Annotated in this window: 13 protein-coding genes; 9 read left to right on the top strand and 4 right to left on the bottom strand. The window is 73.4% G+C overall.

The window, feature by feature from the left end; all coding sequences use genetic code 11:
* The first annotated feature begins 104 nt into the window (after positions 1-104).
* The 5 genes from IF01_RS0110555 (at position 105) to IF01_RS0110535 (ending at position 17,669) form a co-directional block, all read left to right on the top strand.
* Entirely contained in the window at positions 105-3,116 is a 3,012-nt protein-coding gene (locus IF01_RS0110555; RefSeq protein ID WP_030393064.1) for a bpX6 domain-containing protein, read from the top strand.
* A 95-nt stretch (positions 3,117-3,211) separates the two neighbouring features.
* Positions 3,212-3,751 (top strand): hypothetical protein, encoded by a 540-nt coding sequence (locus tag IF01_RS0110550; RefSeq protein WP_030393063.1) that lies wholly within the window; start codon positions 3,212-3,214, stop codon positions 3,749-3,751.
* Positions 3,752-4,046: 295 nt separating this feature from the next.
* Positions 4,047-14,090: a LamG-like jellyroll fold domain-containing protein gene (locus IF01_RS0110545; protein WP_030393062.1), complete on the top strand. Its 10,044-nt coding sequence runs from the start codon at positions 4,047-4,049 to the stop codon at positions 14,088-14,090.
* A 118-nt stretch (positions 14,091-14,208) separates the two neighbouring features.
* Positions 14,209-14,745 (top strand): hypothetical protein, encoded by a 537-nt coding sequence (locus tag IF01_RS48175; RefSeq protein ID WP_157855195.1) that lies wholly within the window; start codon positions 14,209-14,211, stop codon positions 14,743-14,745.
* Positions 14,746-14,969: 224 nt separating this feature from the next.
* The gene (locus IF01_RS0110535; protein WP_051755129.1) at positions 14,970-17,669 is read left to right on the top strand and encodes an MXAN_6230/SCO0854 family RING domain-containing protein; all 2,700 of its coding nucleotides are present in this window, start codon (positions 14,970-14,972) and stop codon (positions 17,667-17,669) included.
* Positions 17,670-17,698: 29 nt separating this feature from the next.
* Here the strand turns inward: IF01_RS0110535 and IF01_RS50950 are convergent, their stop codons facing one another.
* Positions 17,699-17,821: a hypothetical protein gene (locus IF01_RS50950; RefSeq protein WP_279617257.1), complete on the bottom strand. Its 123-nt coding sequence runs from the start codon at positions 17,819-17,821 to the stop codon at positions 17,699-17,701.
* 134 nt (positions 17,822-17,955) lie between these two features.
* Here IF01_RS50950 and IF01_RS46755 point away from each other — a divergent pair, with 134 nt between their 5' ends.
* The 3 genes from IF01_RS46755 (at position 17,956) to IF01_RS0110515 (ending at position 19,235) form a co-directional block, all read left to right on the top strand.
* A complete protein-coding gene (locus IF01_RS46755; RefSeq protein WP_341845480.1) occupies positions 17,956-18,495 on the top strand; it encodes a DUF5753 domain-containing protein in 540 nt (179 codons plus the stop codon).
* Positions 18,496-18,509: 14 nt separating this feature from the next.
* Positions 18,510-18,707: a DUF397 domain-containing protein gene (locus tag IF01_RS0110520; protein WP_030393058.1), complete on the top strand. Its 198-nt coding sequence runs from the start codon at positions 18,510-18,512 to the stop codon at positions 18,705-18,707.
* A gap of 72 nt (positions 18,708-18,779) precedes the next feature.
* Complete coding sequence (locus IF01_RS0110515; RefSeq protein WP_030393057.1) at positions 18,780-19,235, top strand: carboxymuconolactone decarboxylase family protein; 456 nt, start codon at positions 18,780-18,782, stop codon at positions 19,233-19,235.
* A 104-nt stretch (positions 19,236-19,339) separates the two neighbouring features.
* Here IF01_RS0110515 and IF01_RS0110510 read toward each other — a convergent pair whose 3' ends face one another.
* Entirely contained in the window at positions 19,340-20,218 is an 879-nt protein-coding gene (locus tag IF01_RS0110510; RefSeq protein WP_051755124.1) for a hypothetical protein, read from the bottom strand.
* A 211-nt stretch (positions 20,219-20,429) separates the two neighbouring features.
* A complete protein-coding gene (locus IF01_RS0110505) occupies positions 20,430-20,765 on the bottom strand; it encodes an ArsR/SmtB family transcription factor (protein ID WP_030393055.1) in 336 nt (111 codons plus the stop codon).
* A gap of 360 nt (positions 20,766-21,125) precedes the next feature.
* Between IF01_RS0110505 and IF01_RS0110495 the strand changes: the two genes are divergently transcribed.
* Entirely contained in the window at positions 21,126-21,545 is a 420-nt protein-coding gene (locus tag IF01_RS0110495) for a GNAT family N-acetyltransferase (protein WP_030393054.1), read from the top strand.
* Between the two features lie 51 nt (positions 21,546-21,596).
* Here IF01_RS0110495 and IF01_RS0110490 read toward each other — a convergent pair whose 3' ends face one another.
* The gene (locus IF01_RS0110490) at positions 21,597-23,138 is read right to left on the bottom strand and encodes an FAD-binding protein (RefSeq protein WP_030393053.1); all 1,542 of its coding nucleotides are present in this window, start codon (positions 23,136-23,138) and stop codon (positions 21,597-21,599) included.
* Positions 23,139-23,280: the final 142 nt, after the last annotated feature.

The following is a 23,280-nucleotide window of genomic DNA, read 5'->3' as shown; positions in this document are numbered from 1 at the left end:
GGCTCACGTCCAAACCTCCGAAGCTCGCTCCGCCGCTTCACGGCTCCGAGCCAAGGACCCATTCCTCCCCCGGCCAAAGCCGGGGGCATCCTGGGAGAACAAAGGTGAACGCCCCCACCGGGAGTGTCGGCGGGACCGTCCCCGCCGTCGGCTTCGTGCTCGACGTGCCGCTGATCGGTGTGCCGGAGGCCGCCGAGCGTGTCCTCGACCTTTGGCGTGCGGACGCGCGGCTGTGCGAACTGCCCGACGGCCGCTGGCTCCTGCTGCTGCCCGAACCGGTTCGCACCCGGGCGGACCTGGCGCCCGGGCTTCCGCTGGAGCGCACCGGGCACGGGGCGCCGACGGGCGCGCCCGGTCCCGGTCCCCGCTCCGCCGCGGTCACCGCCGACGGCCGGCTCGTGCTGACGGAGGGCGGAGCGACGGTCACCCGGATCGTCGGCGAACTGCCCGCGTTGGACCCCGCCGACTGGCTCGACCCGAGCGGCCTCGCCCTGCACCGGCCGCGTCCGCTCGGCGCGGCCCCGGCGCCCGAGGCGCCGCCCGTCGAGGACTCGGTGCCGGCCGTCGCCCGGCCGGACCTGAGGGCGGCGGCGGGTATCGGGCCGAGCTCCGAGCGGGCCCGGCGGCTGACCGCCGAGACGCGGTCCGCCCGCGGCCGCCGAGCCCGGCGGCCGTCCGACCGTCCGTCCGGCGGGCGTACCGGCAGCGGCGCCGCCTGGTGGCAGACGGCCCGGCCGATCGCCCTCGGCCCCCGCCACGCGGTGGTCGTCGTCGTCCTGCTGATGGTGGTGCCCCTGCTGTTCGTGGTGCTCTTCGGCCTCGGCCTGCTCAAGAACCTGGAGGTCGACCCGGGCGGCATCGTCTACGCCTCGATCGCCGCGGCCCTCGCCTACGGGGCGCTCTTCGGCCGGCGCGCCGCTCGGGACGGGGGCGGAGCGACAACCGGTCATGCCGCCACGGCCGCCCCCGCCCCCGCCGGTGGCACTCCCGCCCCTGCCCCGCGCCGGGCCCGCCGCCCCTGGCTCGGCGACCTGCTGGCCCGGCTCACCCTGCGCACTCCCGCCGCCCACCTGCTCCACCATCGTCACGCCCGCTACCTGCGCGACCTCACCCGCGCCTTCGAACAGCACCGCTGGGACGACGCCCTGCGCGACGCCCTCCCGCTGGCCGACCGGGAGCGCGGCGACACGGCGGCCGGGCGCCCCTGGTTCTCCCTCGCCCTGCCCAAGCGCTTCGCCGGGCAGCTGCGCCCCACCCCGCACCCCGTCGGCCCGGCCGCGACGAACGCGTTCTCCGGTCGCACCGTGCACCAGCACCTCACCGAGCTCTACCGGGCCGCCGCCGAGCGGCTGGAGCGGCAGGGCCGGTTCGACGAGGCGGCCTTCGTCCTCGCCGACCTGCTGGCGGCGCCCGCCGAGGCCGTCGCCCTGCTCGAACGGCACGACCGCCTCACCCAGGCCGCCGAACTCGCCGAGGGCCGCGAGCTGGCCGCCGACCTGGTGGTCCGTCTGTGGTGGCGGTCCGGCGACCGCGCGCGGGCCGTGCGGACCGCCCACCGCCGGGGTGCCTTCGCCACCGCCGTCGAGCGGCTGGCCGCCACCGACCCGCAGGCCGCCCGTGCACTGCGCGCGGCCTGGGCCGAGCACTGCCGCGCGGCCGGCGACCGGCTCGGCGCGGTCGAGGCGGCCTGGCCGGACGAGGCGCTGCGGCCTTCGGTCGCCGCCGACCTGCGGGACGCGGTCGCCCTCGGCGGCCCCACCCGGGGACGGGCCCTGCCCCACCTGCTCGCCATGCCCCAGCTGTTCGTCCTGGAGGCCGGGTCCGCCACCCGGGCGCTCGCCCGCGCCGTCCTCGACGGCGACGGAGATCCGAACGCCACCGGCCGCTCGGTGCTGGCCGCCACCCTCGCCCGCCTGCCCGCCGCCGACCCGGCCACCGACCGCGAACTCGCCACCGCCGCCGCCCGGGCCGCCGTCCGCGACGGAGGCCTCGGCGGCGGTGTCGCCGAGCACTCCCTGTTCGACCGACTGCTCGCCCGCGCCGACCCGTTGACCGCCGCCGACCTGCCCCGCCCGAGGCCGCTGCCCCGGCCCGTCGGCGCCGCCCCCGCGTACACGGCGGTGGACCGGCCGGGCACCCTGCCGGTCCTGGACGCGGTACTGCTCGCCTCCGGCTCCCTGCTGGTGGCCTGCGGCCAGGCGGGCGCCCGGCTGCTCGCCCCCGACGGCCGCACCCGGGCCCACTGGGACACCCCCACCGACCGCCTGGTCCTGGCCGACCACGGCGGCGGCGCGCTGCTGGTGACCGACCACGGCCCGGACCTGCTCGGACTCGCCCACCTCGACCTCGCCACCCGCACCGTCCGGCCCTGGACCACCCTGCGGGCCCGGCACCTGGCCCCCTCCTACGACGGCCACCGGCTGATCGCCGCGGCGGACGGCGGCATCGTCGTCCTCGACACCACGGCCCCCCGCCCGGTCGCCGTCTGGCGCGAACTCGGCGGCGAGGAAAGGCTGCTGGGCGGCATCACCCGGACCGCGGGCGGCTGCGCGGCGCTCGTCCGCAGCCCGTCGACCGCCCGCTCGCCGCTCACCGAGGTGTGGCGCTGGGACCTGCCCGGCTGGGAACTGCGGGCCCGGCAACGGGTGGACGACGCCCTGACGGACCTGCTGTCCCGCACGGACCCGGCCGACACCCCCGACCCGGTCGTGCTCGCCGCCGGCGGCCTGCTCACGGTCGAGCCGCTGCCCGCCGGACTGCTGGACCCCGACGGTGGCATCGCCTCCGAGGACCGGACCGTGCTGCGCTGGACCGCCGACCTTCCGGAGGCCGAACTGACCGTGGACGGACGGGCCATGCTCGGCCCGGCCGCCGACGGGGACCACTGGGCACTCACCGTGCCGACCCCCGACGGCACCGGCCTGCGCGCGTACGCCGGGACCGGCCCGTGCTCCGAGCCCGGGCCCACCGTCCTGGTGCCGAACGCGGCCGGCGACCGGATCGGGGTGCGCCACCACGCCGGCGCCGTCACCTACTGGCACCGCTCGGGCCGCGTCCTCGCCACCTCCGCCGACGGCACCACCCTGCTCGCCAACCTCAGGGTCACCGTCCGCTGACCGGACATCGGGCAGCCCCGGATTCCGCTTTTCCTCGACGCGCCACCCTGCGAACATGCGACGCTACTCACTGCGTCCGTCCGAGGAGGAATCCTGTGTCATCGCCCTGCGACCCCGCCAACGCGCCCGTCGGTGATGTGAGCACCGCGCTCATGGTGATCGACTCGCGGCTCAAGGCCATCTACGACGGCCGGACCGGCACCGACCCCGAACAGCAGCGGATGGTCGACCAGTTCGCCGCCTCCCTGGGCCCCGCGGAGGCCGACGCCCTGCTCGAAGGCGTGTGCACGCTCATCTACATGTACATGGACTGGCTGCGGGCGGTCTGCGAACGGCACGACAAGGAGGTGGTCGAGCACGTGGTGCCCACCCTGGTGGCCACCATGCGAATGATGCCCAACACCTTCCGCCCCGAGGTCATCCCCACCATGGCCGGCCTCCTGATCGCCGCCGGCACCGGCCTGAGCCCCAACCTGTGGCGCGCCCAGTACGGCGACTGGACCGGCGCCGAGATGAACCCCCTGGAGGCCACCTCCGTCCTCCTCGCCGAGCACATCAACCGGATCGTCGGCGACGACCAGGACTTCGCCACCCGCCTGATCGCCGACGCGCTGGCGGTCACCGACGACCACTGACCGCCCGTCGGGCCGGTCCTCCTCGACTCCCTCTCCCCGTCCCACCCGCCCCGGACGCAGCCCCCTCCCCGGGGCGTGGTCGAACGGACGGTGCCGCACGGACGGAGCGGCAGCGCACGCGGAGTAGCCGACGGATGAACTCCGTGCCCGGAGCCGATTTTCCCGCCCGGCAGGCGCTGACACGCCCGGCTTCCCACCCCCATGATCGCTTCGCAGAGCCACGCCTGAGTGGCACGGGGGACTGGGGGTATTCGTGGTGCGTCGAACCGGGAGACGGATCAGAGGCACGCGCCGGGTGGCAACCGCCGTACTGCTGGCGCTGGTGGTCAACTTCTCCTCGGAGCTGTTGGTCGCGGCACCCGCGCACCCGGCGGACGGGACCGGCGCGGTGGCCGGCGGGAGCATGCCGGTGCAGCGCCGAGGGAGCGCCACCGACCTGCCGCCGCGGACCGAGGCCGCGGCCACCGCGGCCACGGACCGGGAACCGGGGGCCGCCCACAGCGCCCCGTCGGTGGAGCCGCCCGCCTCGGGCGCGCCCGCACCCGCGGCCCGGGTGTCCAACCGCCCGCAGTTCGCCGCCGCGGCCGAGACCGTCCCGCCGGCCGCCGCGCCCCGTTCCACGGGCCCGGTGGAGATCGCGGCCTCCGGCTCCGGCGCCGGCCGGTCCGGGCACGAGCGCGACGAGGACACGAGCGTCGAACTCGTCGCCGAGCGCACCGAGAACACCCGCACCTTCCAGAACGACGACGGCACCCGCTCCCGCCTGGTGTTCCAGGAGCCGGTCAACCGCCGTACGGCGGACGGCTCCTGGGAGGCCGTCGACACCACCCTCACCCGCGACGGCGCGCGCTGGACCATGCGCGGCAACGCCTTCGCCCTCTCGCTGGCCGACCGGGGCAGCGGCGCCGAACTGGAGACGCTCACCCTCGACGGCGGCAACGGCGTCGGCTACACCTTGGCCGGAGCCGCGCCCGTGGCACCGGTCGTCACCGGCGCCACCGCCGTCTACCCGTCGATCCTGCCGGAGACCGACCTGTCGGTGACCGCGATGACCGGGGGCGTGAAGGAGGAACTGGTCCTGGCCGGCCCGCATGCCGGCAACACCTGGTCGTTCCCGATCCGGAACACCGGCCTGACCCCGGCCCTGACCGGGGACGGCGAGGTCGTGTTCCGGGACGGCGCCGGCGCCGAACGGATGCGGGTGCCGCGCGGACTGATGCACGACTCCGCGCCCGGCGCACCGAACACCTCCACGGCCGTCCACTACGGGCTGCGCGAGGACGGCGGCCGGTACACGCTGACCGTCACGGCCGACCGGGCCTGGCTGGACGACCCGGCCCGGGTCTACCCGGTGGCGGTCGACCCGACCACGGTCACCGCGGGCAGCACGTCGAGCGCGTCCACCTACGTCGACGACTTCAGCGGCGCCAACCACGCGGGCAACGCGCTGCTCCTGGTCGGCGGCGACGGTACCGGGCACCGCTTCGAGTCCTACCTCTCCTTCGGCAACATCCGCGGGAATCTCGGCAACGCCTACGTGGTCAGCGCCGCGCTCCACCTCTACCAGGTGTACGGCAGCGCCGACGGGTCCGTGTCGCTGGCCCCGATCACCGCGTCCTGGTCCCCGACCGGCGTCAACCGCGTCGACGGGGTGACCACCGGCGCCGAAATCGGCTCGGCCGACTTCGGCGCGGGACAGGACTGGGGCTGGATCGGGATCAGCTCTGCCGGTGCGGCGCTGCTCGACGACTGCACCCACGGGCGCTCCCCGTCCGACTGCGGATTCGCCCTGCGCGGCCCGACCGGTGTGCTCCGGGAGTTCGCCTCCGCGGCCTCCGCCAACAAGCCCTACCTGCAGATCAACTACTCGGTCGAGGCGGCCTACTACGCGACGGTGGACGGCGCCCCGGTCTCCCCGCCGGTGACCAACGGCCAGTCCGGCGAGATCGCCGTCACTGTCGCCAACCACGGTGCGGAGACGTGGCAGCCCGGCAACGGCTACCGGCTGTCCTACCACCTCTACGACCCGGTGACGCTGGCCGAGATGCCGGTCGCCAACCGCGTGCACACCACGATGCCGGTGGACGTCCCGCCGAACACGGAGATCACCCTGAACGGGGCGATCGGGGCGCTTCCACCGCGCTCCTACGTGATCTGCTGGGACATGGTGAGCCGCTTCGGCGGCTGGTTCTCCGACCTCTCCGGCATCCCCCCGGGCGGCTGCTTCACCCTCGAAGTCACCAATGTGGACCCGGTGGTGGACGCCCAGGCGCCGCCGGACGGCTTCTCCCCGGCGACCCTCACCCCGGTGCTCACCGTCACCGGACGGGACGTCGACCACTGGCCCTCCACGCTGACCTACACCCTGCACCTGGCACGCAACGGCACTGTCGTCAACTACCCGGCGCAGGCCGGCGGGACCTTCCAGATCCGGCCCGGGGACCTCGCCTGGAACCAGACCTACGCCTGGTGGGTGGATCTCAACGACGGCCGGGTGATGGTCAGTTCACCGGTCGGCCGGATCACCCCGCGGGTACCGCAGCCCGGTGTCGCGGCCCACCTAGGCGCCGCCACCGATCCGGTCATGCCCGGGGTCGACCCGCTGACCGGCGACTACACCACCTCGGCCACCGACGCGACCGTGCCCACGGCAGGTCCGCCGCTCGATGTCACCCGTGTCTACAACAGCCTGGACACCCGCGCCGCCGGCCTGTTCGGCACCGGCTGGAGCAGTCCCTACGACACCCGGCTCACTTTCGACGGTCGCGGTGACGCGCTGATCACCCTCCCGGACGGGCAGCGGGTCAGGTTCGCCTACAACGCCGACGGTTCCTACACCCCGCCCGCCGGCCGCTTCGCGACCCTGGTCGAGACCGGCACCACCGGCTTCGACCTCACCGAGAAGACCGGCACCGTCCTGCACTTCGACGAGGCGGCCAGGCTGACCTCGACCACCGACGTCAACGGGCTCGCGGTCCGGTACAGCTACACCGCCGACGGCCTGCTCCTCAAGGCCACCTCCGAAGCCTCCGGCCGCTCCCTGTCCTTCACCTGGGGCAGGCCCTCGGGCTCCACGACCCAGCACGTCACCAAGGTGAGCACCGACCCCGTCACGGCGGGCGTGCCCTCGTCCGCGCTCACCTGGACCTACGACTACCTCGGCGACCTGCTCGTCAAGGTGTGCGCCCCGGACGCCGGTACCAAGTGCACGGCCTACGACTACACCGGCATCTCGCACTACTCCTCCCTGGTGACGGACGCCGTTCCCACCAGCTACCTCCGCCTGGCCGACCCGGTCGTCGCCGGGGACAGCTGGGCCGCGGCCCGCGACGAGGTGGTCCACTGCGCCGCGTGCCCGGGCGCGTTCTACAGCGGGCCTCGGCCCGGCGGTTCCGGCGCGCTCGTCGGATCCCCCGACGGCGCGGCCGTGTTCGACGGCATCGCGACCACCGTCTACGACCTGCGGGCGGCCTCCGGCGCGAGCAACCAGGGCTCGGTGGAGCTCTGGTTCAAGGCCGCCGCGGGCAGCAGCGGCATCCTGTACTCCTACCAGAGCCGACGCCTCGACGTCGGCGACACCGGCCCGCCGGCCTCGCCGGACGTGCCCGCGCTCTACGTCGGTACCGACGGCCGGCTGTACGGAGGCTTCCAGGACGCCACCCACCAGCCGCTCGTGGCCGGCCGGGTGGTCACCGACGGCGCCTGGCACCACGCCGTGATCGCCGCCACCGGCACCGGCCAGACCCTCTACCTGGACGGGCAGCGGGCGGTCGGCCGCGGCGCGGCGGTGATCCCGCTGCCCGCCTCGGACGTTGGCATCATCGGGGGCGGCCACACCGTCACCGGCTACCCGGGCTTCGAGTACCAGCGTCGGACAAGCTACTTCGCCGGCTCCATCGACGAGTTCGCCTCCTACTCCTACGCCCTGAGCCCCGAGCAGGTGGCCGAGCACTATCTCGCCCGCGGGGTCGGCTCGGCGCTCACCTCGATCACCCTGCCGTCCGGGCGGCGCTACGCGACCATCGGGTACGACCTGCGGCGGGACCGGGTCGCGGACCTGACCGATGCCAACGGCGGCCACTGGAAGCCCTCGGTGCCTGAGCCGTTCCACCCGGCGGGCATCAGCCACACCTCGGCGGTGCTGGCCGCCCGGCCCAGCGCCTACTACCGGATGGACGAGCCGTCCGGCACGGTCGCGCACTCCGCCGTCCACGGGACCGACGGCGACCGGAACGGCACCTTCACCAACGTCACTCTGGGCCTGCCGCAGCCGGGCATGTCGGCCAACGCGCCCGGAGTCCCCACCGTGGCGAACTTCGGCGCGACCTCCTCGCTGTCCCTGCCGGAGCAGACCGTCCCGACCTCCGGCGACTTCACCGTGGAGGTCCAGTTCTCCGGGAACCGGCCCGGTGTGCTGCTCGGCACGGCGGACCGGCCGCTGAACGCCTACCAAGCCGCCGGGCCCGGCGAGACCCAGCCGCTGCTCTACGTCGGCACCGACGGCCGGCTCCACGGCGGTTTCGGCACCACCCCCGGTGACGTCCTGACCGGCGACCGGATCTCGGGCATGCAGGACTGGCACACCGCGGCCTACAGTTGGGACTCCGCCGCCGGCCGCGGCCGGCTCTACCTCGACGGCCGCCAGCAGGACACCGGAGCTCCGCCCGCCCCGAACCGCGTCACCCAGAAGGTCGCCGAGGCCGGCGTCGGCTACCTCCCGGCCTCCTGGCCTGCCGCCGGCACCGAGGTGCGCAGCCACTTCCAGGGCGGCCTCGGCCACCTCGCGGTCTACCCGCGGGCACTGACCGCCGACGAGCTCCGGAGCACCTACGACGCCCAGGGCATCGTCATGGGCGAGTACGTGAGTGTCCAGCTCAGGAACACCGTCACCGACCCGGGCGGCCGCACGCTCGGCTTCACCTTCGACCCGGCGGCCGGCGGCCGGCGCACCTCCAGCACCGACGCGCTCGGCGGTGTGACCTCCTTCCACTACGACGAGCGGGGCTACCCGGACCGGACCACCGACCCGGCCGGACACTCCGTCACCGTCACCAACGACAGCCGCGGCAACGTGCTGAGCCGCACCACCTGCCGCACGCCCACCTCCTGCCAGACCTCCTATACCGACTACTGGACCGACCCCCGGAACCCGACCGATCCGCGCAACGACCGGCCGATCTCGCTCCGGGAGGCCCGTTCCTCCGGCCCGGCCGACACCACCTACCAGACGACCTACCAGTACGACGCGACCGGCAACCTGCTGCACACCCTCACCCCGCCCACCCCGGGCTTCCCGAACGGCCGCGACACCGCCCAGGAGTACTCCACCGGCCCGGTCACGGCCTACGGCGGCGGCACCGTCCCCGCGGGCCGGCTGACCTCCGTCACCACCCCCGGCGGCGGCGTCACCCGCTACCGCTACTACAAGAACACCGACCTCGCCCAGGTCGTCGAGCCGGGCGGCAGCACCACCACGTACACCTACGACAACGTGGGCCGCCGTACCGGCAGCACCGTCACCTGGCCCGGCGGGCCATCGGCGGGCCTGACCACCACCACCGCCTACGACAGCCGCAACCGGGTCGTGCGCACCGACTCGCCCCCGCTCAGCTACGCCCTGAACGGCCAGGTCCACTACCCCGTCCGCCAGATCGGCTACGACGACGACGGCAACGTCCTGTCGACGGTCGAGAGCGACAACCTCGGCGGCGAGAGCTCGGACCCCTCGCGCACACGGTCGACCACCTACGACAGCGCGGGCCGGGTCGGCGCTGTCACCGACCCGGACGGCCGGCGGACCGTCGTCAACGCCTACGACCTGTTCGGCCGCCCGACCTCCGTCACCGACACCTCGGGCCGCACCTGGGTGACCGCTTTCTCCGACAACGGCCAGCCGGTCAGCCTCACCCTCAAGGGCTACACCGGCAGCGACCCCGACCACCCGGAGACGCCCCGCGACCTGCGGATCAACTCCTACTCCTACGACCCGGCCGGCCGGCTCGCCGCCACCTCCGACGCCATGGGCCGCACCCAGCGGTACCGCTACTACGACGACGGCCTGCTGGCCCGGGCGACCGCGGTCGGGTTCCACAACCCCGACGGCAGCACCCGCGACATCGACCTCCAGCGGATCGACTACGACGCCGCCGGACACCCCGTCACCGTCACCACCGGCGGCGGCGCCGGCACCACCACCCTCGGCTACGACGCCGACGCCCGGGTGGTCAGCACCACCGTCCGGGGCACCGTCGACCAGGTCACCGCCACCGAGTACGACGCCGACGGCAACCGGGTCAGGACGGTCAGCAAGGACCGCGCCGGCACCGTGCTCTCCGCAGTCGACAGCCGGTACGACACGGCCGGCCGCATCGTCGCCAGCACCGCGCACACCGGCACCGAGGACCTCACCACCACCTGGACCCGCGACGGCCGCGGCCTGATCACCGCCAGCACCGACCCGAGGGGCAACGCACCCGGCGCCGACCCGGCGGCCTACACCACCGACTACGCCTACGACGCGGCCGGCCGGCCGGTCCTGACCACCGCACCGCCGGTCGCCGTCGAGAACGGCGGAGCTCCCACCGCCACCCGGGCCACCACCGCGGCCGCCTACAACACCTACGGCGAGATCATGCTGGGCCGCGACGCGCTCGGCGCCCTCACGGCCTACGACTACGACCCCAACGGACGGCCCAACTCCGTCACCGTGAGCGGCTACCGGCCCCCCGGCTCCAGCACGCCACTCAGCTACTCGACCGCCGTCTCCTACACCGCCTCCGGCCGTCCCGCCACCGTCGTGGAAGCCGGCCGCACCACCACGTACGGGTACGACCAGCTCGACAACCAGCTCACCCGCACCGAGCCGAAGGCCGACGCCACCACCCCGGCCGGCGTCTGGAAGGCCGCCTACGACCCGCTCGGCGAACTCCTCACCGCGACCGATCCGACCGGTGCCGTCACCACCGCGACCTACGACGACCTCGGACGCCAGGTGACCACCACGGCCGTCCTGCGCAAGCCCCGCGCCGCCTACACCAGCACCACCGGCTGGGACGACGCCGGGAACCCCGTCACCGTCACCGACCCGCTCGGCAACACGACCACCACCGCCTACGACGCGGCCGGCCTGCCGGTCGCCGTCACCGACCCGCTCGGACACCGCACCACCACCTCCTACGACGCGGCGGGCCGACCCGTCCGCGTCACCGCACCCGACGGCAGCGCCCGCACCGTCCGCTACGACGGGGCCGGGCGACAGACCGGCACCGCCGAACTCGACCCCGCCGGCGCCACCCTGCGCACCACCGCCACCGAGTACGACCGGGCCGGCAACCCGACCGCCATCACCGACCCGCTCGGCGTGCGCACCACCCGGACGTACGACGCCGCGAGCCGGCTCGTCGGGCTCACCGAACCGGTCACCGCCACCACGTCGATCAGCAGCGGCTACGGCTACGACACGGCCGGGAACCGGACCCGCTTCACCGACGGCCGGGGCAACGCGTTCCTGACCACCTACAACGCGTGGGGCCTGCCGGAGTCCCTGGTCGAACCGGCCACCGCCGCCTACCCGGACGCCGCCGACCGCACCCGCACCATCAGCTACGACGCCGCCGGCCGACCGGTCCGGCTCGCCGAGCCCGGCGGCGTAGTGCGCACCCGTGCCTACGACGGCCTCGGCCGGCTCGTCACCGAGACCGGCAGCGGCGCGGAGGCCGCCACCACCGCCCACACCTACGGCTACGACCTCGCCGGGCGCATGCTTCGCGTCGCCGGTGTCGGGGGCGACAACACCTTCGGCTACGACGACCGGGGCCTGCTCACCTCGGCCATCGGCCCGTCCGGCGACGCCACCTTCACTTACGACGCCAACGGGCAGCTGACCGTTCGCACCGACGCGGCGGACAGCACCACCTTCAGCTACGACAAGGCGGGCCGTCCGGCGGGCCTCACCGACACCGTCACCGGCGTCCGCGCAACCTACGGCTACAACAGCCTGGACCAGGTCACCAGCGTCAACTACGGGACCGGCGGCGCCGTCCGCACGTTCGGCTACGACGCGCTGCACCGGGTCGCCTCCGACACCCTGACCGCACCCGGCGGCGCCACCGAGGCGTCCGTCGAGTACCGCTACGACCTGGTCGACCACCTCGTCGGCAAGACCACGGCCGGCACCGCCGCGGCCGCCGCCAACACCTACGGCTACGACCTGGCCGGCCGCCTCACCAGCTGGAACAACGGCAGCACCAGGACCGACTACGCCTACGACGCCTCGGGCAACCGGGTCCGCGCCGGACCGGCCACCGCCGTCTACGACGCCCGCAACCGGCTCGTCTCCGACGGCACCACCGAATACCGGTACTCCGCGCGCGGCACCCGCACCACGGCGACCACCGCGTCCGGCACCACCACCTCCGCCTACGACGCCTTCGACCGCCTGATCAGCGACGGCACCAGCGGCTACAGCTACGACGGCCTGGACCGGCTGGCCGGCTCGGGCTCCCGCACCTTCCGCTACAGCGGCGCGGGCAACGTCCTCGTCGGCGACGGTTCCTCCGTCTACAACCACGACGCGACCGGCGGACTGTTCTCCTGGGAGCAGAACGGCGCCACGGCGCTCGCCCTGGTCGACCGGCACACCGACGTGGTGGGCGGGTTCACCGCGACCGGAACCGCGCTCACCGGCTCCGTCGGCTACGACCCGTTCGGCGCCGTCCTCGGCACGGCCGGGACCCGACCCGCCCGCGGCTACCAGAGCGCCTGGACCGACCCCGCCACCGGCCGCGCCAACATGGCCGCCCGCTGGTACGACCCCGCCGCCGGGGCCTTCACCAGCCGCGACACCATCGACCAGAACCAGGACCCGTCGGTCCTCGGCAACCACTACGCCTACGCGGCCCAGGACCCGCTCGACCAGACCGACCCCAGCGGGCACTGCGCGATGCTCTGCAGCGCTGTCATCGGCGCCATCGCCGGAGCGGTCATCGGCGTCGGCTCCTACGCCGTCGACTACGCGACCACCGACGGCGCGAAGTGGGACTGGGGTGACGCCGGCTGGTCCGCCGCCAAGGGTGCGGTCAGCGGCGCCGTCGCCGGGGCCACCGGAGGCGGCGGCCTGCTCCTCGCCACCGCGGGCGGGGCGGCGTCCGGGCTCTCCGAGTACGCCATGGACTGCCTCTACGGCACGGGTGCTTGCGACGCCTCCACCGCCCTTGAGGCCGCTGCCGGTGGAGCCCTCGGCGGAGCCGTCGGCTGGGGCGTCGCCAAGGCCGGTGGCAAGATCGCCAAGGCCGTCGCCGGGAAGATCGGCGGATCCGCCGCCAGGGGCGCCGAGGCGGCGGGGGGCCGTGCCGCTGCCAGGGGCGTCGGGGCAGCGGGCGGGCGTGCGGCCGCCGAGAGTGCCGAAGGCTCGCTCGCCGCCTGGGTCGCCGGAGTCAACGCAACCCGTGCTGCCGCCGCCGAGGCCCGCCTCGTCGCCGCCGAGGCCAGGGCACTCGCGGCGAGGAAGGAGGCCGCCGACGCCGCCGCGGCCGAGGCCAAGCGCGCCGCCGAGGAGGCCGCCCACCAGCGCTGGCTCGCCTCCCCGGAGGGCCGGGCCGTCCAGGCGGCCAGGAACGAGGGCACCGACGTCACGGTCGCCCGCACCGTCCAGGCAGCCGACCACTCCGTCCCCACCGCGGCCCTCCCGGCCCAGGTGACCCCGTCCCTGAGCGAGAACCTCCTCCGGGCCACCGGCACCGTCGGCGACAACGCGGCCGCCGGCACCATCGCCCGTGCCCCCGCGGGCCGCTCCGGCGCAATCCTCGCCAACGCCACGGAGGCGGGCAGCGGCCGCTCCTCGGGGGGCCTGGGGGGTGGCGGCCGCCCCGCGGACCGACGTTGGTGGGACGCTGACGTTCGAACCAGCCGTTTTGGTGGAAGCTACCTGGTCCCCACGACGCCGGGGCTCAAGCTACGGATAAATCCCGGCTGCGGGGACGCGAACTGCGGGCCGGTCGCCGTCGCCACCGACCAGTTGCTCGCCGGGAGGCTCCCGGCCGCGGTGGACCCTGCGGAGCAAAGGCTGTTCGAACCGGCGCTCCTGCAACTTGCTGGCAGTACCAGGGACTTCGTTCAGAAGGGTGGTCTCTCCGGAGTCGTGAACGATGTGCGGAGCTGGGGGCACGGGGCTCGAGGAATTGTCCTGGGCAGGCCCACGCAGGCCAAGCTGAATGCAGGTGAGGGCGGCCACTATTTCAATGTGATCAACGACAATGGTCTGGTCGTGTTCCTGGATGCCCAGAGCGGTAAGTCGGCGCCGGAGGCATGGCGATTCTACTATCTGCTGCGCACCGACTAGCGGGTACGGGCCGGCCGGCCGTTCGTCAGGTGCGGCAGGTCGAGGTCCCCGGGGATTCGGGGTGCTGCCTCAAGGCCCCGGTTCGGGGACGGAATCGAAGAACGCGGAAGGGGAGGCGTTGAGCCTCGGGATGAAGATTTCCAGGGACAAGGCAATCGAGCTCGTCTCGGCCCTGCTCGCCGAAAGTCGAGAGAAAGGTCCGGAGTTGGCGATCATTGGAATCAATCCGACTCCGGTCGGATGGGTGGTTGCCTGCAATTCGGCCCGTTATGCGCTGAATCCGGAGGCAAGGAACCTGCTCATCGGTGGTGGGCCGTATCTCGTCGACGGCGACGACGGAAGCGTTTACCGAATTCCCGGAGAAACATTCCGAGTGTATGACTGGCAGGCGATGTTCCGCGAGCGGTTCAAGGGAGTCGACCCGCCGGACGAACTGCTGGAATCCGTGCGTGAACTCGCGCTGTCGGGCGGACGGATGGCCGCGCTCCGCCTCCTTCGGAAGGAGGTCCCGTCCCTTGACATTGCGCGGGCGCGAGAATACGTCGGCGCCGTCATGGAAGGAAGGAAGCCACCTGCGGGGACATTGGCGATGACCCGAAAGGCTGAGCCGTTCTCCCCGCTCCCCATCGAAAGGATCTCCGGTCCGATCGAGTGATCGGCGTTCTGGTCGGAGCAGGTCGGCCACGGCGGCGACGCCGCTGTCGGGCCGCCGGGCGGCCTGCGGAAAATCGGTGGCGCCCGGCCGAGGGGCTCCACTACGTTGGTCCCGCGGGCGGCTCCGCGGCGTGCTTCCTTCTCCTTCCCTTCCGAAACCTGTAGCGCGCCCCCTCTCCGCCCGCCTCTTCAGCTTCTGTTCCACGTTCGTGGGGGTCCTTCCGCATGCCCCGAGCCATCACGGCTCCCTTCGACAGCGATGTCGACCTCGATCTCGGTTCCTTCCTCCTCCGCCGGCGCGGCGCCGTCTGTGTGGCCCCCGGCGACCTCCTCCCCGACGCCGACCCGTGGAGCACCCGCGGTCTGGTGGCGCTGGACGCCGATCTGGTGCGGCGCGGGTATCTGCTCACCAGTGAACTCCGTTCGGCGCTGGCCAGGTTGTCGCCCTCCCGGCTGGCCGAGGCCGGTGACGGGCTGCTCGCCCGGATCGACCACCTGCTCGGTGCGGACCGGGAACACGTGCCGCTGTTCCGCCGCTTCCCCGACGCCGTGCCCGACCACGCGCAGCTGTTCTTCACCCGGCAGATCCGGGCGTTCCTGCTCAACCAGCCCCGGCAGCCGTGCGCCCACTGCGGCCGCCGCGGCGCCGAGGCCGGGATCGGCGCGCTCGCGCCGTGCGCGCACCTGCTCTGCGAGGGCTGCTTCGACGGGCTTACGGCGGCCGGGCGCGGCGAGCGCTGCCCGACCTGCGGGACGCCGCTGGGTGCCGGCACCTACCTGCCCGAGGACAACCGGATCGGCCGGAAGGCCGCCGAGGAGTTCGGCGGCGAACGGGCCCTCCGGCCGCTGCGACTGATCACGGCCGACCAGGTCACCGCCGCGATGGGCGAGTTCGACCGGCTGCTCGCCCGCCGCACCCCGCTCTCCCCGCAGGACCGCGACGACCTGACCGCGCTGCTCGCCCACGCACCGCAGGACCTGCCGCGGCGGCTGCCCGCGCAGATCCCGGTCCGGGAGACCAAGGCCGCCGTCCTCGCCGCCCTGCTGCGCCGCGGCGGCGTGGACGCGCTGCCGATCCTCGCCGAACGCGTCGACACCGCGACCGATGTGCTCCGGCTGCTCTGGGCCTGGTCCGGCGCCGAGCCCGACCTGCTGCCCGCGACCGCCCGCCGGCTGCGGCTGAAGGGCCTGCCCCGGCCGGTGCGCCGGGGCCTGCTCGACATCCTGGAGGGTCTGGACCCGACGGCACTCGTCGAGGACCTGCGCCGCCACCGGTCGGCCTGGCTGCGCGCGGGCGAACTGCTGCACCCGTACGAGCACCGGCGGCGCCTCCCCAACGTCACCACGGCGTTCGTGGTGCTGCGGGAGACGGACCTGCGCACCCACGAGGTGGGGCGGGAGCACGCCGAACCGCCGGCCGGGCCGCTGCGTGTGGTGAGCACCGGCGAGCACACCCGGCTGGGGTTCACCGGATTCGCCGGGCGGGTCGAGACCCTGCTCGCCGCCGGGGACACCGGGGCTGCCCTGCGGGTGCTGGCCGCACGGCCGGGCGAGCTGGTCCGCAGGCTGCACCACGTCCTGCGGGTGCACGCCACGGTAGCCCCCGGGACGCCGCTGTCCGCCTCCGCGCTGGACACCGTCGCCGCCGCGCTGACCCGGGTCGCCCCCGGGCCGCTGCTCGGCGCGTACGGCGCGCTGCGCGGCACCCGGACGGAAGGGGAGCGGCGGCTGTACTTCCCGCGCGGCACGGTCTCGTTGGCCCACGCCCGGGAGGACCGCGGCACCGTGGTGCCCGCCGAACTCGCGCTCCCGGTCGTGGAGTCGATCGAGGCCGAGCTGCTGCGCCGGAGCGGCGCCGACGGCGAGCGCTACGAGCTGGCGCTGCTCGACGAGGGGCTGGGCGAACTGGTCGCGCCGTTCGCCGAGCGCGCCGCCGCCAAGACCCTGGTGTGCGTCCCGCGCGGCAGCCGCCAGCGGCTGCCTGAGGGGGAGCGGCTGCGGCTGTTCCTGCACTGGATGCAACCGGAGGAGCTGCGGGTCGACCTGGACCTGTCGGTGGCGCTCTACGACGACCAGTGGCGGTTCACCGGCCTGTGCGACTACACCAACCTGGTGCACGGCGACCGGGCCGCGGTGCACTCGGGCGACTACGTGTCCGCGCCGCCGCCGAACGGGGCGACGGAGTTCGTCGACCTGGACCTCGCGCGGCTGGTCGCGGGCGGCTCGCGGTACGCGGTGATGATCGTGTTCAGCTACAACGACGTCTCCTTCGAGCAACTGACCGACGCCTTCACCGGGTTCATGGACCTGAGCGGCGCCGGGTCCGCCGGGAGCCCGCACTTCCACCCCAGGGCAGTGCGGCAGCGCCTGGACCTGGTCGGCGACGCCAAGGTGTGCGTGCCGATGATCGTCGACCTGGCCGACCGCCGCTACACCTGGACCGACCTCAACACCGGTGCGGACGGCGGCTTCCACAGCGTCTACCGGCACCAGGCCGAGGTGGGCGCCCTCAGTCGCGACGTGCTGGCGCACTTCTCCCCGGAGAACCGGGCCACGCTGTGGGACCTCGCGGTCGCGCGGGCGGCCGCGTGCACGGACGAGGTGGTGGTGCGTGGGCTCGACGGTGGGCTGCGGCGTTGGCGGCGCGGGGTGGGCGAGAGCGTCGGCGCGTTCGCGGCGCGCCTGGTCGCGCTTCGCGACGAGGACGGGGGACCCGTCCCGGGGCCTCTCCAACTCCTCTCCGAACGGCGAGTGTTCGCTTCACTTGTTGACGGCGACGTCCCCGCACCGGAAAAGGTCTCGGGAACGCTCTACCGGTTGTACCCGGGCCCGATCGATGCCGCTCCGGAGAGCCTTGAGCGCCTGACAGCGGGCGACCTCGTCGCGGGTCTCGCACCTCGGCCGACCGAGGTCACCGCGAGGTGATTCCGGGACGTGCTTGCGGCCGATCCCGGTCAGGCGGCTTCGGCCGGGTCGAGCGCGGCGGCGCCAGGGCGCGAGAGCCAGACCAGTCTGGCGGAGAGCCCCGGCGCCGCCGCGAACAGGCGAAGGGCCCGCTCGGGCGAGGCCAGCGTCATCCGCGTATGCCCGTCGACGACGAGGAGATGCGCCCTCCCGTCGCCGTAGGCGAACCCCCAGGCGGCGACCCATTCGTGGCTGGTGGGAGGAGTATCGCGACATCCTTCCGCCAGGGGCTCTCGATCTTGCCGAGTTGGAGCACCACAGTTCGGCGATGCGGATCGCCTCGGTGATCCACATCCCCGGACTGCTTCAGACCGCCGACCATGCTCGCGCGCTCTTTCTCGGTGTATTTCCGCCACTGACGCCGCCCGAGGTGGAGCACCGGGTCTCGCATCGCATCAAACGGCAAGCAGTGCTCTATTCCGAGCAGTCGGTCCAGTTGTCAGCCGTCGTGCACGAGGCCGCCCTGCGGATGGGTGTGGGTGGGCCTGCTGTGGCTCGCGCGCAGTACAAGCACCTCATCGCGATGAGTGCTCGTGACAACATCACGGTTCGGGTGATCCCCTTCGGTGCGGGTACATTCCCGGGCTCGGGCCAGCCCATCGTGTATTTCTCCGGCCCGGTTGCCCAACTCGACACTGTTCAGCTCGATACGGACCACGGGTCTGAGTTCCTTGTCTCGACTGCACACCTGGCGAAGTATCGGATGTTCCTGGATCGGTTGGACTCTTGCGCGCTCGGTCCGGCAGGGTCATGTGATCTCATCGCCCGTATCGAACAAGACATATAGAGGCAGGTAGGTTCATGTCGGTCCTCAACTGGCAGAAGTCCAGCTACAGCACTGAGGCCGCCAACTGCCTCTACCTTGCGGCTGCGCCCGACGGCGCAGTCAAGCTCCGGGAGAGCGACGAGCCCGACACCGTCCTCACCACCACGCCGGGGCGGCTGCGGGCGCTCCTGCTGGGCGTCAAGGCGGGGGAGTTCGACCACCTCGCGTTGTAGCTGTCACATTCCTCCGTCGGCGCGCGTCAGTGCAGTGACCGAGCACCTGGACGGACGGAAGAGGGCAGATCGATGACCGACGCGCGGATGGCGAACCCGGCTGTGGTGATCCCGGAGGCGATGCCGGCGATCCTCGGGGTCGTGAAGGCGGCGAAGAAGGGCGGCGTGCCGGAGAGCGTGCTGGAGCTGGTGCACCTTCGGGCGAGCCAGATCAACGGCTGCAGCTACTGCGTGGTGGGCGGCGTCGCGAGTGCGAAGAAGAACGGGGAGAGCGACGAGCGGCTGCACGCGGTGGCGGCGTGGCGGGAGGCGCCGTTCTTCACGGAGGCCGAGCGGGCCGCGCTGGAGCTGTCGGAGCACGTGACGCGGCTCGCGGACCGGGCCGTGGTTCCGGACGAGGTGTGGAACGCGGCGGCGGAGCACTTCGACGAGAAGCAACTGGCCTCGCTGGTGCTGTGGATCAGCCTGACCAACTTCTTCAACCGGATCAACGCCACCACCCGCCAGCCCGCCGGCGACACCTGGTAGCGGGGGAGGGGCCGGACGGTGCTTCCGCCGTCCGGCCCCCGGCCGTTCGTCGTCAACGGGCGCGACTGTCCCCGGGTCCGGCCGTCACCGGGCCCGGGGGCGGGTCAGGAGAGGGCGAGCTCCGTGACGCCGTTCGCCTCGACCGTCCACTGGGCGCCGAGGGCGCCTTCCTTGACGTAGGCGTCGCCGTTGGCCTTGACGATGCCGATGCGGGTGCCGGACAGGGCGAGTTGGACGATGTTGTCGCCCTCGACGGTCCACGCGGCCGAGAGCGGACCTTCCTTGACCAGGGCCGAGCCGTCGCCCCTCAACACGCCGATGCGGTCGCGGGACAGCTCCAGTTGGACGGTGTTGTCGGCCTCGACCGTCCACGCGGAGGCGAGGCCGCCTTCCTTGACCAGCGCCGAGCCGTCGCTCTTGACGATGCCGATGCGGGTACCGGACAGGGCGAGCTGCTTGACGCTGTCGCCCTCAAGGGTCCACGCGGCCCAGAGCGGACCTTCCTTGACCAGCGCCGAGCCGTCGCCCTTGACGATGCCGATGCGGTCAGCGGAGAGCTGGAGCTCCTTGACGCTGTCGCCCTCGACGGTCCAGGCGGAGGTGAGGGCACCTTCCTTGACGTAGGCGTCGCCATTGGCCTTGATGATGCCGATGCGGTCGCCGGACAGGGCGAGCTGCTTGACGTCGTATCCCTCGACGGTCCACTGGGCGCCGAGGGTGCCCTCCTTCACGAGTGCCGACCCGTCGCCCTTGAGAATGCCGATGCGGTTGCCCGCGACCACTATCTGCTTCACGCTGTCGCCCTCGACGGTCCACGGGGCGTAGAGGGGGCCTTCCTTGACCAGGGCCGAACCGTCTGCCTTGATCACGGCGATACGGTTGCCGCCGTCGCCGGAGACGGTGCCGGGCACCGCATTGGCAGTGGTTGCGAGGGTTGTAGCGGTGAGCACCGCGAGCGCGGCGGTTGTCAACGACTTCTTCACGGGGACCTCCACACGGAAGCACGGGAAAGAGGACGACGCCGGGCATGCCGTGCCCGCGCGGGGGCGCCCGGTGCCGAGCAACAGGAGATCACCGGAACCCGGAGCACAGTGCGGCGCACCACGAGCGCACGGGCGCACTTGTTCGCGTGGGGACACATTCGTCGTCGCCGCCGCCTCTATGGGCGACGGCGTCACCCGGACCCGTTCGGGGTCACTCCGCCGGGGCGCGCCGCTCGTCGTCGTGGGCGCCGGAGAGGACGGCGTCGAGGAGGCCCGGGTAGCGGGCGTCGAGGTCCTCGCGGCGCAGCCGGAGGAGGTTCTCCCGGCCGGACGGCAACTGGTGGATGACGCCGCTGTCGCGCAGCACCCGCCAGTGGTGGGTCATCGTCGACTTCGCGGTGATGCCGATCGCGGTGAGCACGCTCCCGCAGTTGTGCGCGCCGCCGCCGTTCAGGACCCGGACGGCGGAGAGGCGGACGGGGTTGCCGAGGGCGGTCAGGACGTGTTCGATCCGGATCTGCTCGCGGTCGGGGTGGCGGTAGCTCATGGCCCCACCGTAACGCGGGGTGTGCACCGGGCGACCCGCACCGTCGTCCCAAGTGGACGCGGGGAAAGCCGGGTTGCGAGGATGCGGGGTTACGGTGCCGCGGCCCCGGTCGGCGCACCGGTCCGGCCGGGCCGGAGGGGCCGTACGGGCCGGTCGGCGGCGGCCGCCCCCGGTGCCAGAAGGAGGGCGGCCAGGGCGCGCCGGAGCGGGGTGGGGCCGAGCTTGGTGCGGAGGCTGTGGCGAGGGCTCATACCGTGAACGACCGGCCGGAGCGCCGTGCGGTTGCGCCGACGCCGCCTCCTTGCCCGATGGGGAACCCGCGCAGCGGGACCGGGGCGGCCGACACGTATGCTGTAATACATGAATAACGATAATGATCCTTACGAGCTGCGGGCCGGCGTGCCCGACGTGGCGACCTTCCGGCGGCTGCGGACGGCGTCCGGGATGAGCGACCGCCCGGCCGCGGCGGTGGCCGCCGGGCTGCCGAACACCTGGTTCGGGGTGACCGTCGAGTACGGGGGCGCGCCGGTCGGGATGGGGCGGATCATCGGGGACGGCGGTGTGATCTATCAGATCGTCGATGTCTGCGTGCTCCCCGAGCACCAGGGGCGCGGGCTGGGCAAGCGGATCATGGCGCGGCTCACCGCCGAGCTGGAGCAGCGCGCCGAGAAGGGTGCCTACGTCTCGCTGATCGCCGACGGGGAGGCGCACCAGCTGTACGCCCAGTACGGGTTCGTGGGGACGGCTCCGGCCTCGGTGGGGATGCACCGCCTGGTGTGAGCCGGTGCGGCGCGACCCGATGCGGCGCGCGCGCCGCATCGGGTCGCGGTGTCAGGAGTGGATGCCCTGGCCCGGGGTGAGGATCCCGGCCGGGTCGAAGCGGTGCTTGGCCGCCACCACGCGCCCCCACCGGGTGCCGTAGTGGCGGCGCCAGTCGGCGTGGGTGACGTCCGGGATCGCGCCGATCAGGTACCGCTTGCCGCCCAGCTGCACCGCCCGGTCGTACAGCCGGCGGTTGCGCCGCAGCGCGGCGGCGTGGTCGGCGCCCGGGAACGGGAACGACAGCAGGTCGAAGTGGAAGCCGACCAGCTCGTCCGGCATCACCGTCATCGGGCGGGTGAACACATCGGTCCGGAACGGGTAGAAGAGCAGCAGGCCGGCGCCCAGGTCCTCCGGCGTGAGCAGCGCGGTGGCCTCCCGCATGAACGTCTCGGTGGCCGAGGCGGGCAGGAACAGGCTCATCCAGGGCTTGGGCTGCGACCAGAGCCCGGCCCCCTTCAGGAACCCGGCGAAGGCGTCCACCCGGTACGCGTACTCGCGCGCCGTCTGGTCGGTGAAGGTCGTGTCGGCCGCGACGCAGCGCAGGCCGCGCACCAGCTTCGCCCGGTCCGGCGCGGCGCTGCCGTCGTAGTGGACGACGCCCTCCACCTTGTAGCGCCAGCCGGTCCCGGCCGCGTTGCGCGACACGTCGCCGACCTGGAGGTCGAACCGCCGCTCCAGCATCAGCTTCTTCTGGTCCGCGAGGTACGCGCCCAGGTCGTCGTAGAACAGGTTGAGGACGAGCGCCCGCTCCCGGGCCCGCACCAGGCGCAGGGTGGCGCGGACGATGAGCCCGGCCTGCCCGCCGCCGCCGAGCACGGCCTCGAACAGTTCGCGGTTGACGCTCGCCGAGGCGGTCACCAGCTCGCCGGTGCCGGTGACGACGTCCACCGACTCGACCGTGTCCACCTGGAAGCCGTAGCGCTGCACGCCGCCGCCGATGCCGCCGACGCTCAGCGTGCCGCCCACCGACAGGTGCAGGTAGTCCGTCAGACAGGGCGGCATCCAGCCCTGCGCGAGCGCGGCGTCCGTCAGCTGCGCCCAGGTGACGCCCGCCTCCACGACGGCGCGGCCGGGGGTGATCCGGATGATCTTGTTCAGGCCGCGGGAGTCGATCGCCACGCCGCCGCGCACCCCGGCCTGGCCGTAGCTGGAGTGCGACTCCAGCTCCGCCGCGTCGCCGGTGCCGCTCTGGCCGTTCATCGCGACCGGGATGCGGTGGCGGCGGGCGAAGGCGACCAGGGTGGCGACATCGCGTACGGAGCCCGGCCGCAGTACGGCGCGCGGGGCGGCGGTCACCAGGTGCCCGAAGTCCCCGCCGAACCGGGCCAGGGTGGCGGTGTCGGCGACCAGGGTGCCGTCCAGCCGAGGCAGTCGCGCGAGTGCGTCGGCGGTGGCGGCCTCGGAAGCGGCGTCGGCGGCGGCCTCGGCGCCGGGGGCGGCGTCCGGGGCGGGGGCCTCCACCGCCCAGGAGCGGCCCACCGTGTTCCATCCGACGACGGTGGCCGCCGCACCGGCGATCACGCTGCGGCGGGGCAGAGCTGACTTGCTCATTTCAGATTTCTCCGATCAATCGTCATATGAGCAGTGTTGTATCGCAGTCCGGACGTCCACGGGCACCCGCCGGGAGCGGACCGCTTCGGTGACGGTCGGTCCGGCGGTGCGATCCGTCCGGAGTACGGAGAGTGGTCTACAC

This window comes from Kitasatospora purpeofusca (assembly GCF_000718025.1).
Taxonomy (GTDB): Bacteria; Actinomycetota; Actinomycetes; order Streptomycetales; family Streptomycetaceae; genus Kitasatospora; species Kitasatospora purpeofusca.
This window is presented reverse-complemented; position numbering and strand designations above follow the sequence as displayed.

Bases quoted from the DNA above. Each gene is read 5' to 3' on its own strand.
- IF01_RS0110535 (WP_051755129.1), top strand. From the start codon at position 14,970: ATGCCCCGAGCCATCACGGCTCCCTTCGACAGCGATGTCGACCTCGAT.
- IF01_RS50950 (WP_279617257.1), bottom strand. From the start codon at position 17,821: ATGACGCTGGCCTCGCCCGAGCGGGCCCTTCGCCTGTTCGCGGCGGCG.
- IF01_RS0110520 (WP_030393058.1), top strand. From the start codon at position 18,510: ATGTCGGTCCTCAACTGGCAGAAGTCCAGCTACAGCACTGAGGCCGCC.
- IF01_RS0110515 (WP_030393057.1), top strand. From the start codon at position 18,780: ATGACCGACGCGCGGATGGCGAACCCGGCTGTGGTGATCCCGGAGGCG.
- IF01_RS0110505 (WP_030393055.1), bottom strand. From the start codon at position 20,765: ATGAGCTACCGCCACCCCGACCGCGAGCAGATCCGGATCGAACACGTC.
- IF01_RS0110495 (WP_030393054.1), top strand. From the start codon at position 21,126: ATGAATAACGATAATGATCCTTACGAGCTGCGGGCCGGCGTGCCCGAC.
- IF01_RS0110490 (WP_030393053.1), bottom strand. From the start codon at position 23,138: ATGAGCAAGTCAGCTCTGCCCCGCCGCAGCGTGATCGCCGGTGCGGCG.